Consider the following 10056-nt stretch of genomic DNA (forward strand, 5'->3'; position numbering starts at 1 on the left):
ATCTAGCCGGGAGGCGCGCCGGGTTCAAACGCCGGGCGCCCCGCGCCCCCATGGAGACTTGCCCGAGCGGTCCCGCGGCACCAAGCGAGTGCAGCGCCCGGCCGCGCTCACATTTGGCGTCAGCGCCCCAACAGCTCCTGGATTCGGCTGTGTAGCTGGTTGATCTGGAAGGGCTTGGGCAGCACGCTGGACTTGGGCGGCGCCGGCGGCAGCCGGCCGTCCTTCACCCCGCCGGTCAGCAGCAGGACGGGCAGGTCCGCCCACTGGTCGCAGAGCTGGGCGAGTAGCGGCGCGGCCGATCCACCCGAGAGGTCCAGGTCCAGGATCAGGAGGTCGAAGAAGTGGGACCGGAGCTGTGCCAGCACGCCGTCTGCGGCGCTGGCTTCCACGACCTCGATCCCGCAGCGCTCGAGGTGCCGGCTCACCACCCGGCGTACGGCCGGCTCGTCATCGACGACCAGTACGCGCCATGTCGAAGGCTGCTCGTGCATACCGCTGTGGATCCAGCGCCGACCTGCGTCCTTGCCGGTCCGGGGGGATCGCCGTAAGGTGACCGGTGTAATCGCGCCAAAAGTAGACGGAGTGGACGAGCCAAATTAGGCGCCCCTCGCCGGCGAGTCAATGCCGGCGGCTAGGGAAGAGACGCCGCTGGAGCGGCTGCGTCTGGCGGTCGCCGCGCGGGTCGAGGCTCGCTCGCTCCGGCAGGTGGCCCGGGACGTGGGCATGAGCCCGACCGGCCTGCAGAAGTTCCTGGCTGGGTCGAGACCCTACTCCGCCACGCGCCGGAAGCTGGAGCGCTGGTACGTGCGCGAGTCGGCGCACTACGGCGGCGAGCTGGGCGCCGGCTCCGCGCTGGCGGCGCTGCGCGTGCTGGTGCAGGATTGGCCCGCGAGGCGCCAGGCCGGCGTGATCGCGAAACTCCTGGACGCACTCGAGCAGGCTCACGGCGAGGAGCGCCGGAGCGCGCCCCCCTGGCTGCTCGAGGTTCGCGAGCTGCTGCGCCGGGAGGGGCCAGCCGGCCCTGGCTAGCTGCCCCCCCGCCGCGGGGGTTTAGCCTTCAGAGGGGCTGGCGGCCTTTCGGTCAGTTCGGCCCCGAGCAACCTTGACCCTCAGCATCCGCCTAGCGAGTTGAGTCCGGCAGCGGGACGGACACGATCTCGAGGCCCTCGATTCCGGCAAAGTCGTCCGGGTTGCAGGTATAGAGCGGAAGCTCATTGGCCAGAGCGATGGCCGCGATCATGGCGTCATAGGCGCGGGCGCTGGTCTTCCGACCGGCCCTCCGCAACGAGGCTGCCACCCGGCCAAAGGCACGTGCTGCCGCTGCGTCGAAGGGCAGGGGATCGAAGTCGGCCTCGGCCTGTTGCACGTGTGCCTGGCGGGCAGCGCGCTCCTCGTCCGTGGAGGCGACCAACGGCCCGACCGTGAGCTCAGCGAGCGTCACGGCCGTAATAAGCGGCTCGCCCGGCAGGAGTGCGGGATCCTCCAGCCGCGGCAGCAAGATCACGGTGCTCGTGTCCAACACCCCGCGCTGCTGCCGGACGGCAGGCTGCGTCACAGCGAGGCGTCCAGGACTTCGTCAATATCCGCCCTCAGCATCGCCGCATCGATCGCGGGCAGCCGACGCCAGCGACTCAGGAGCGTGGCCGCAGGCATCGGACGGCGTGCGAGCGGGCGCAGCTCCGCGATCGGGCGGCCATCGCGCGTCACCGTCAGCGCCTCACCCCGCGTCACCCGCTCGAGAATGTCACCGCCGCGGTTGCGCAGCTCCCGCATGGTCACCTCATCCATGCCTCTAATGTATCACCGGTGAGACGCGGCAGCAAGCCGCGGGGCGGAACGGCGGAACGTGCCTGGCGGGTCGAGGACGAGCAGCGCGCCGGTCAGGGGGTTCCCGCTCCTCCCGTCCCGCTGCTCCGGGCCGGGGCGGCCGCGGCGGCAATCCCCGCTCGCCCGCCCGGCCCCGCGCCGCGCCCCAGCACCGTGAGCGTCGCCAGGTCCGCGGTCACGTTGGTCGTGGTTCGGAACATGTCCGGGATCGTGTCCACGCCCAGGAGGATCCCGATGCCTTCCACGGGCAACCCGGCCGCCAGCAGTACCGGCACCATGACGATGATAGAACCGCCGGGGATCCCGGGTACGGTGAAGCTGGTGACCATGGAGGTGACGGCGATGGTGGCGAGCTGCGCGGGTTCCAGCGACACCCCGTACAGCCGGGCAATGAACAGCGCGCCCGCCGTCTGCCCGATCACGGCCCCGAGGCGGAGCGTGGACGCGGCCAGGGGCAGGAAGAAGCGGACCAGCTCGGGCGGCAGCCCGAGTCGGCTCTCCATGCCCTCGATCATGGCCGGGAGCGAGGCCAGCGAAGAGCGGGAGCTGATGGCCACCGCCTGGGCGGGCGCACTGGCTCGGGCGAAGCTGCGCAGCGGCACCCGGCCGAAGTAGGCGGCCACGGGATAGAGCGTGGCAATGGCCAGCGCGCACATGGTCGAGACCAGGGCAATGTAGTAGACCACCGCGCCCGCGGCGGCCGCGCCCATACGCGCGGCGAGCGGCAGCGCCAGTGCGAAGACCCCCACTGGCGCGAGGGCCAGGATCCAGCGCACCAGCAGGAGCATGGCCTCGGCGAGCGCGCGGAAGAAGCGCGCCAGGTCCTGACGCAGTGGCTCGCCCAGGCGGCTGGCGGCGAGGCCGAGGGCGAGGGAGAAGAGGATGAGCGGGAGCAACGCGCCGTCGGCTGCGGCGCGTACGGGGTTAGTGGGGACCAGGTCTACCACCCACTGCGCGAAGCCTGGTAGTCTTCGGGCGCTCTCGGCGGCGGGCTCGGCCAGACTGGCGGCGCTCGCCCGCAGCGTCGCCGCGGCCGCCGGGTCGATGGTCAGCCCGCCGAGCAGGGGCGGGATGGCGGTCACGCTGAGCGCCGCGGCGGCGGCCAGCAGCGCGAGGAAGAGCAGCAGCCCGCGCCCACCGATGCGGCCGATCGCGCCCGGGTCGCTGGCCGAGGCCACGGCCCCGACCAGGCTCGAGACGACCAGGGGGATGACCGTCATGCGAATGGCGTTCACCCACAGAGTCCCGACGGGCTCGAGCGCGACCGCCGCGCGGGCGAGGGCGGGCTCGCCCGATGCGGAGACGGCGATCCCGGCTCCGAGCCCGGCGAGCAGGCCGATCAGCACCCGGGTGGTGAGGGACATGCGCCGGGCAGCTTAGCGGCTTCTGCGGTTGCTCCACAAGCGCCGGCCGCCTGCGCTGGGGGGCGCTTCTCTTGGCGTTGGCCGCCGCCCCCGGCCGGCTGCTTACCTGCTCTCCTGAAGCTGACCGCCGCTGGCAAGGTAGGCCCGCACCAGGCCGGTGATGTCGGCGCACGCCTGGTCCCTGAGCTGCGCGTTGAGCTGGTCCTCGATCCAGGCGCGATCCAGCCAGTCGGGGGTCTTCTCGAGGTCCAGCCCCAGCACACGGATCTCGGACAGGCAGATCAGCGCGCGCCGGACGGCCGACTCGGGGATCGGCCCGGGCAGCGCCGTCACGGCGTACGTGAGCTGGCCGTCGGCGCGGGATGCGAAGCGGAACTGCCCGCTGGTCGATCTCCGCAGCGGGCCACGCCTATGTCTCTCCTGGATCCGGGCGCGGGCCTCGAGGCGCGGCCCGGGGCAATCCACGAGCTGGAGGTCGGGGTCCGAGATGGTCACGTTGTGCCCGCCCCGCGGCGGCGGCTTGACCGGAAACGCGGCGTCCAGCCCGGCCGCCAGCACGAGTCGAAGTTGCCCGGCGGTGGCGACCAGGCAGGGATCGATGGTCGTGGTCCGCGTGGGCAGGTCGGTGTTACCCGCCTCGGGCGGGGTCTGCGCATGGGCCGGCCGGGCCGCGGCCCAGCAGCCGGCCACCGTGACCGCACCCGCCAGCACGAGTCGTGACGCGCAACCGTCTATTGGTGTCCCGGGCCTCGCGGTGCGCCGAAAAAGTTGTTTCCGCCCTGTCATGCGAGGTATACTAGACTCATCCCGTCGTCAGATTCTCGTCTAGAGTCGTTTTCCGAGGCCACGATGTTCCGGCTCCGGCTTTTTGGTGGTGTCGCGCTGGAAGGCCCTTCAGGTCCGGCCACCGGCCGGGTCGTCCAGCGCCGGCGGCTGGGACTGCTCGCGCTGGTCGCGGGCGCGCCCGACGGCGTCATCAGCCGTGACAAACTGATCGCCTATCTCTGGCCGGAGCTCGAGACCTCCCGCGCCCGCCACCTGCTCTCGGATGCCCTGTACGTGCTGAACAAGGCACTGGCGCCGGGGGCGCTGGTCGCGGCGGGCGACGACGTGCGGCTCAACCCCCGACTGGTCTGGGCCGACGTGCGCTCGTTCCAGGAGCTGCTGGCGCGGGGTGCGCTGGCGCAGGCTGTCGAGCTCTACCGCGGCCCGTTCCTGGACGGCTTTTTTGTCGGTGGGTCAGGCGATTTCGAGGAGTGGGCGGAAGCCAAGCGGCAGGAGTACGACCGCGAGTTCCGGAAGGCGGTCGAGACGCTTGCCTGCGCCGCGGAGGCTGCGACCGATTTCCCGGGCGCGGCCCGCTGGTGGGAGCGGCTGGCCCGCCACGATCCTTACGATGCGGCGCTCGCGCTCCGGGTGCTGCGGGCGCAGGCCGCGGCTGGCGATGCGCAGGGCGCCTTGCGCAGCGACCGGGCGCGTCGCGAGCTGATCCGGCGGGAGTTCGGCGCCGAGCCGGAGGACGAGGCGACGGCCTTCGCCCGCGAGCTGCGCTCGACCGTACCAGCCGCGCCCCCGGCGGAGCCGGCGCCCGAGCCGGCCGGAGCAGTCGGCGCCGCCGCTCGAGCGAACGAGCCGCCCGGCGTCACGCCCGTGCGCCCGCGCTGGCGGCGTCCCGCCCTTGCCGGCGCGGCTCTCCTGGCCACGCTCCTCGCGGTCGTCCCGCTAGCGCACGAGCGCCCGCCGGTCGGCGCCCGCCGGATCGTGCTGGCGCCGCTGATCGGCTCGGATGCGACACTGGCGCTCGCGATCCGCGAGGCGCTACGGGCCGAGCTCGAGGCGCGCCCGGAGATCCGTGTGCTGGGCGAGGGGCAGCTCCAAGAAACCATGCGCCTCATGCTGCTCCCCGAGGACACGCTGGTCACGCCGGCCATTGCGCTCGAGATCGCGCGCCGCCGTGGGCTCCCCTTGGCGATCAGCGGGTCGGTCCTGCCGCTCGGGCGCCAGCTTCAGATCGTGGTGCAGCTCCTGGACGCGCGCACGGAAACTTCGCTGCGCACACTGGTGGCGCGGCCGGCGGGCGAGGAGGAGGTGATCCCCGCGATTGCGCGGCTCGGGGCAGGGCTGCGCGCGCAGGTGCTGGACGTGCCGGAGGAGCGCCTGACGCCGCTGCCCGCAGTGACCACGCGCTCGCTGGAGGCGCTGCGCGGCTACGCCCTCGCGCGGCAGCAGATCGGGCGGCTGCAGTGGGACTCCGCGCTCGCACAGCTGGAGGCCGGCCTGGTGCACGACAGCCTGTTCGCGCTCGCGCACTATCACGTGGCGGACCTCCACTGGTGGAAGGATCGGCAGCGCCGGAGCGAGCATCACCTGAGCAAGGCCTACGAGCTGCGCCACCGGCTGCCGCCGCGCGAGCGGCTGGTGATTCAGGCGCGCTACGAGCACCTGGTCCGCGACCGCCCGGACAGTGCCCTTGCCTACTGGGAGCTGCTGGCGAGGAGCTTCCCGGAGGAGCCGCTGGCGTTCGAGGGCCTGCGCTGGGCCCATCGCTCGCTCGGGGACTGGCCGGCCATGGCGGCCGCTTCGGAAGCGGCCTACCAGCAGGACAGCTCGGCGCTGATGCCCTACTTCTACGATCGCACCCAGATCCTGCTCGCGCGCGGGGACACGGCGGGAGCGTTCGATTTCGCGCGCTCCATGGCCGGCCGGTACCCCTTCGCGGTGGCGCACGCACGCTATCACTGGGCGCTGCAGAGGCAGGACTGGCCGGCCGCGCTGCAGTTCAGCGATGGCGTCGAGAGCTACGCCTGGCCCTTCCGCCACATCGCCTTGCTGGGCGCCGGCCGGATCGCCGAGGCCGCGCGCCTGCTCGAGCAGATGCGCGCTGCGCTGGAGGAATCATCGATGCAATACCTGCCGCGGGCGCTGCTGTTGCAGGCTCGCCTCGAGCCGGCGCTGGGGGGCTCGCTCGAGTACGCGCGCGAGCTGAACCGCGCCGCACTGGAATGGACGCGCAACGCCGACCTGTCCGCCGCCGCCTGCGCCCGGCTCTCGGAGCGGATTGCGGACGCGGCGGCCCGCGCGGGCGATCCGGCCACCATCGCGGCGGTACGGCGCCTCATCTTCGAGAAGGACGGCGGGCGGGCGCTGCCCAGCTTTCGCCTGGCGCTGCTGACCGTGGAGGCGAGCGCCGCCTTTGCGCGCGGCGACATGCGTGCGGCTGCGGAGCTGGCGAGCCAGGCCTGGCCGGGCATGTTCCTGGGCCGCTCGGTCGCCACCGTGGTGCTGCTCGAGGCGGACGCGCGCGCCGCCCTGGGAGAGCGCCATTCGGCCGATTCGCTGTATCGCGCCGTGCTGACCCGCGGCGCCTTCGTGGACGGAGAGCCGGAGACGCTGGCGGTGCTGCAAGCCCTGACCCGGCGCTACCTCACGAGAGCAGCGCAGTAATGGTGCGCGCCGCGCGGCCCGCCAGCACAGACGGACGAAGCGGACCGCGCGCGCATCCCTTTCTGGCTCAGCTCTTCTGACAGGCCAGGAGCTGCAAGTACGGCGCGTTCGTTCCCGCCACAGACCCGGCGCTGGCCACCGTGATTCCGGTCGAGGCGCTGGCCAGGGCGGCCAGGTCGGGCTTGCCGATGGCGTCGGCTGGCTTGAAATCAAACAGGGCCCGCCGCGTCGTTCCGGAAGGGGTGGTTTTCTCCCAGCCCCAGTTGGTGGTCGCCGCGTGGTTGTGCCCCGGGTCGGTCACGACGTGGCTGTGCGTGCCCGTGGACCGGCTCTCTTGATTGCTCAGCGCCTCGCCGGCCGTGCCGCCCACGGTTCCGCCAGCCGGTACACCCACTAAGTAGCGGCCCCGGGCCGCGTCCAGCGCGCTCCATCCCGCAGGGCAGGCCGTGAGGTTGAAGAACACGACCGCGCCTGCCTGTACGTCCAGCCCGCCCGGGCCCATGGCCCCCGCCTCCTCTCCGCAGGCGCCGACCACGAGCGGCGTGATCAGCAGGGCAGGGATCCCTAACGCTTGGCAGATCTGTCTCTTCACGGTGCACCTCCACCTGAGGTTTAAGAGATTGACCTTTCCGGCTGAAAGCGCCGAACCACGAGGCCGGCCGGTGAGACCCGGCCGCGCGGATGCCCGCCGCCTCGAGGTCGAATAGTGAAGGCGACCCGTCGTTAGATTGTCGTCTGGAGTCGTCTGGAAGCGCGCGCGGCCAGGTCCCCTGCTCTCAATGACCAGTCACCACGGAGGGCGCGGAGAACGCGGAGGCGGTCTGGTGGATCCGTGGTTCCTCCGTGCTCTCAGCGCACTCTGTGGTGAACACGTGTGGATTCTTGGAAGGCGGGGCTAGACTGCACTATTGAGGAAGCGCGAGCCAGAGGGCGCCAGCCAGCAGCGCGGCCAGCGGCAGGGTGAGCAGCCAGGCGCCCACGATGCCGGCCGCGACGCGGCGTCGCAGCGCGCCGGTGCTGCTGCCGATGCCGAAGATCGCGCCCACGGCCACGTGCGTGGTGGAGACGGGCAGGCCCAGCCGCGAGGCGAAGAGCACGAGCGCGGCGGTGACCAGGTTGGCGGCCAGCCCCTGGCCGGAGTTCATGGGCGTGATGCGCTGGCTCATGGTGCGGGCGACGCGTGCCGCGCCCAGCCACCCTCCGGCCGCCATGGCCAGGGCCACCAGCAGCAGCGCCAGCAGATCGCCGCCCCCCGCCCCGCCCGCCCCCCCGGCCACCAGCGCCAGTGCTGCCAGCTTGGGTGCGTCGTTCACGCCGCGGGCGAAGCTCACCGTGCCGGCGCTCAGGAAGTGCAGGGCATCCACGGCGGGCCCGGCCTGCAGGCCCAGGAGTGTTCCGCCATAGGTTGGCCGGCAGGGCACCGGCTGGATGCGCGCCACCAGTTGGGTGCTCGCCGTCGCCGCGGCCGCACCGGCCCCTGCCGGTGCTTCGATCAGTGGCGCCGCCGCCTCCACACACACGCAGGTGGTTTCCGTGAGCCCCAGCGCCAGGCGCAGGCGGCTGAGGGGCGGATAGAGCAGGCGCACGGCGGCCAGCGCCAGCAGCGGGCCGGCCACGAGCGGCAGTACGAACCGGGACCCCAGCACGGCCGGATCCAGGCCGGCCGGCGCCGCCGCCAGCCCCCCACCCAGCAGCGCGCCCAGCAGTGCATGTGTGGTCGAGACCGGCAGCCCCAACCGGCTGGCCAGGGCTACCGTGCCGGCCGCACCCAGGGCCACGGAAAGCGTGAAACGCGGGTCGCCCACCAGCGCGTCCGGCACCAGCCCCGCACCCTGGAAGCTGGCCAGCAGGCCCCGCGCCAGGAACACGGCCGCCACGCTGCCGCCGAACGTGGTGAGGGTCGCCCAGCTCAGCGCGCGCCGGTACCCGGCCGCTCCACTGCCATACAGCGTCGCGACACCCTTGAAGTTGTCGTTCGCGCCGTTGCTCGCGGCCAGGAACGCGGCCGCCAGAAGAAGGATGATCTCCACGGATGCTCAATTCGGCGGCGCAGGCTGCGGTTCCGGCGCGTGTCCGCCTGCCGCGGCTGGCACACCCGGGTTCGCTTGACAGCGCTCCGGCAGCCCTCTACGCTTCGCCCATGCCCACCCGCATGAGAGCGCCGCGCCGCCGTGCGCGCCCCCACCTGCGCTACACGCCGGAGGTAGCCCGAGCCACCACTCCCATCTACCAGAGAGTGGGGGACCAGATACCCGAGGTCGAGTGGGCGCTGCACGCACCTTACGTCTACGCCATCAACCAGCTCAAGCACGAGCGCCGCGCGGTCATCCTGGCGCACAACTACCAGACCCCCGAGATCTACCACGGCGTCGCCGACATCACGGGCGACTCGCTGGCGCTGGCGCGCGCCGCGGCGCGCACGGATGCCGAGATCATCGTGCTGTGCGGCGTGCACTTCATGGCCGAGACCGCGAAGCTGCTCAACCCGGAGAAGCTGGTGCTGATCCCGGACCTCGAGGCGGGGTGCTCGCTGGCCGCGTCGATTACGGCGGAGGACGTGCGGCTGCTGCGCCAACGCTATCCGGGTGTGCCCGTGGTGACTTACGTCAACACGTCCGCTGCGGTCAAGGCCGAGTCGGACGTGTGCTGCACTTCGGGCAACGCGGTCGAGGTAGTCGAGTCGCTGGGCATGGAGCGGGTGATCTTTCTGCCCGACGAGTACCTGGGGCGCTACATCGCCTCTCAGACCGGCGTGAAGATCATCTTATGGCACGGCCACTGTGAGGTGCACGAGCGCTTCACGGCCGCGGAGCTGCGTGCCTACCGCGCGCAGTACCCGGGCATCCACATCATTGCCCACCCGGAATGCCCGCCGGACGTGCTGGCCGAAGCGGACTTCGTGGGTTCGACCGCGGGCATGATCCGGCACGTGGGCCAGGCGAGGCCGGCGCGGGTGCTGATGGTGACAGAGTGCTCGATGAGCGACAACGTGGCGGTCGAGTACCCGGAAATCCAGTTCGTGCGCCCCTGCGCGCTGTGCCCGCACATGAAGCGTATCACGCTGACCAACGTGCTGGACTCGCTCGAGACGCTGCGCCACGCCGTGGAAGTGCCGGCCGGCGTCGCGGCACGCGCTCGCCTGGCTGTCGAGCGTATGCTCGAGCTCCGGCCCGGCGCGGCTCAGGCTCGACTGGCGCGGCCGCCCGCGGCCGGCTGACTGCTGCCGCGCGTGCGCGCCGACCTGCCCCCGCCGCCGCTGCGCCCACTCCCACCGCTGCTCTACGAGCCAATGCTGCGCCGCGCGTTGCGCGAGGACCTGGGCCGCGCGGGCGACCTTACTACAGACGCCATTGTCCCGGCCGACACACTCGCCGCGGCGCGCCTGGTCACCCGCGCGGCCGGGCGTATTGCGGGGTTGGAC

The 10056-nt window shown here is 72.1% G+C and carries 11 protein-coding genes; 4 read left to right on the forward strand and 7 right to left on the reverse strand.

Features of this window, described 5'->3' with window-relative positions; translation table 11 throughout:
* Positions 1 to 119 precede the first annotated feature (119 nt).
* A complete protein-coding gene (locus tag HY703_07640; protein ID MBI4545049.1) occupies positions 120 to 491 on the reverse strand; it encodes a response regulator in 372 nt (123 codons plus the stop codon).
* A gap of 130 nt (positions 492 to 621) precedes the next feature.
* On the opposite strand from HY703_07640, the gene HY703_07645 reads away from it, so the two are divergent.
* Complete coding sequence (locus HY703_07645) at positions 622 to 1029, forward strand: hypothetical protein (protein MBI4545050.1); 408 nt, start codon at positions 622 to 624, stop codon at positions 1027 to 1029.
* 91 nt (positions 1030 to 1120) lie between these two features.
* Here the strand turns inward: HY703_07645 and HY703_07650 are convergent, their stop codons facing one another.
* The 4 genes from HY703_07650 to HY703_07665 form a co-directional block, all read right to left on the reverse strand.
* The gene (locus HY703_07650) at positions 1121 to 1522 is read right to left on the reverse strand and encodes a type II toxin-antitoxin system VapC family toxin (protein ID MBI4545051.1); all 402 of its coding nucleotides are present in this window, start codon (positions 1520 to 1522) and stop codon (positions 1121 to 1123) included.
* Positions 1523 to 1551: 29 nt separating this feature from the next.
* Positions 1552 to 1788 carry a type II toxin-antitoxin system prevent-host-death family antitoxin gene (locus HY703_07655; GenBank protein ID MBI4545052.1) on the reverse strand — a complete coding sequence of 79 codons (237 nt, stop codon included), beginning with the start codon at positions 1786 to 1788 and terminating at the stop codon, positions 1552 to 1554.
* 92 nt (positions 1789 to 1880) lie between these two features.
* On the reverse strand, positions 1881 to 3191 hold the full coding sequence (locus HY703_07660) for a dicarboxylate/amino acid:cation symporter (protein MBI4545053.1): 1311 nt from the start codon (positions 3189 to 3191) through the stop codon (positions 1881 to 1883).
* A gap of 102 nt (positions 3192 to 3293) precedes the next feature.
* The gene (locus tag HY703_07665) at positions 3294 to 3902 is read right to left on the reverse strand and encodes a hypothetical protein (protein MBI4545054.1); all 609 of its coding nucleotides are present in this window, start codon (positions 3900 to 3902) and stop codon (positions 3294 to 3296) included.
* 138 nt (positions 3903 to 4040) lie between these two features.
* Here HY703_07665 and HY703_07670 point away from each other — a divergent pair, with 138 nt between their 5' ends.
* A complete protein-coding gene (locus tag HY703_07670; protein MBI4545055.1) occupies positions 4041 to 6635 on the forward strand; it encodes a hypothetical protein in 2595 nt (864 codons plus the stop codon).
* Between the two features lie 67 nt (positions 6636 to 6702).
* Here the strand turns inward: HY703_07670 and HY703_07675 are convergent, their stop codons facing one another.
* On the reverse strand, positions 6703 to 7227 hold the full coding sequence (locus tag HY703_07675) for a hypothetical protein (protein MBI4545056.1): 525 nt from the start codon (positions 7225 to 7227) through the stop codon (positions 6703 to 6705).
* Positions 7228 to 7540: 313 nt separating this feature from the next.
* Positions 7541 to 8665 carry an inorganic phosphate transporter gene (locus HY703_07680; protein ID MBI4545057.1) on the reverse strand — a complete coding sequence of 375 codons (1125 nt, stop codon included), beginning with the start codon at positions 8663 to 8665 and terminating at the stop codon, positions 7541 to 7543.
* A gap of 110 nt (positions 8666 to 8775) precedes the next feature.
* Between HY703_07680 and nadA the strand changes: the two genes are divergently transcribed.
* Entirely contained in the window at positions 8776 to 9852 is a 1077-nt protein-coding gene (nadA, locus tag HY703_07685) for a quinolinate synthase NadA (GenBank protein MBI4545058.1), read from the forward strand.
* 72 nt (positions 9853 to 9924) lie between these two features.
* Positions 9925 to 10056, forward strand: a 132-nt coding sequence (locus tag HY703_07690; protein MBI4545059.1) for a nicotinate-nucleotide diphosphorylase (carboxylating), incomplete at its 3' end; no start/stop codon positions are given.

Source organism: Gemmatimonadota bacterium, from assembly GCA_016209965.1.
Taxonomy (GTDB): domain Bacteria; phylum Gemmatimonadota; class Gemmatimonadetes; order Longimicrobiales; family RSA9; genus JACQVE01.

Bases quoted from the DNA above. Each gene is read 5' to 3' on its own strand.
- HY703_07640 (MBI4545049.1), bottom strand. From the start codon at position 491: ATGCACGAGCAGCCTTCGACATGGCGCGTACTGGTCGTCGATGACGAG.
- HY703_07645 (MBI4545050.1), top strand. From the start codon at position 622: ATGCCGGCGGCTAGGGAAGAGACGCCGCTGGAGCGGCTGCGTCTGGCG.
- HY703_07655 (MBI4545052.1), bottom strand. From the start codon at position 1,788: ATGGATGAGGTGACCATGCGGGAGCTGCGCAACCGCGGCGGTGACATT.
- HY703_07660 (MBI4545053.1), bottom strand. From the start codon at position 3,191: ATGTCCCTCACCACCCGGGTGCTGATCGGCCTGCTCGCCGGGCTCGGA.
- HY703_07670 (MBI4545055.1), top strand. From the start codon at position 4,041: ATGTTCCGGCTCCGGCTTTTTGGTGGTGTCGCGCTGGAAGGCCCTTCA.
- nadA (MBI4545058.1), top strand. From the start codon at position 8,776: ATGCCCACCCGCATGAGAGCGCCGCGCCGCCGTGCGCGCCCCCACCTG.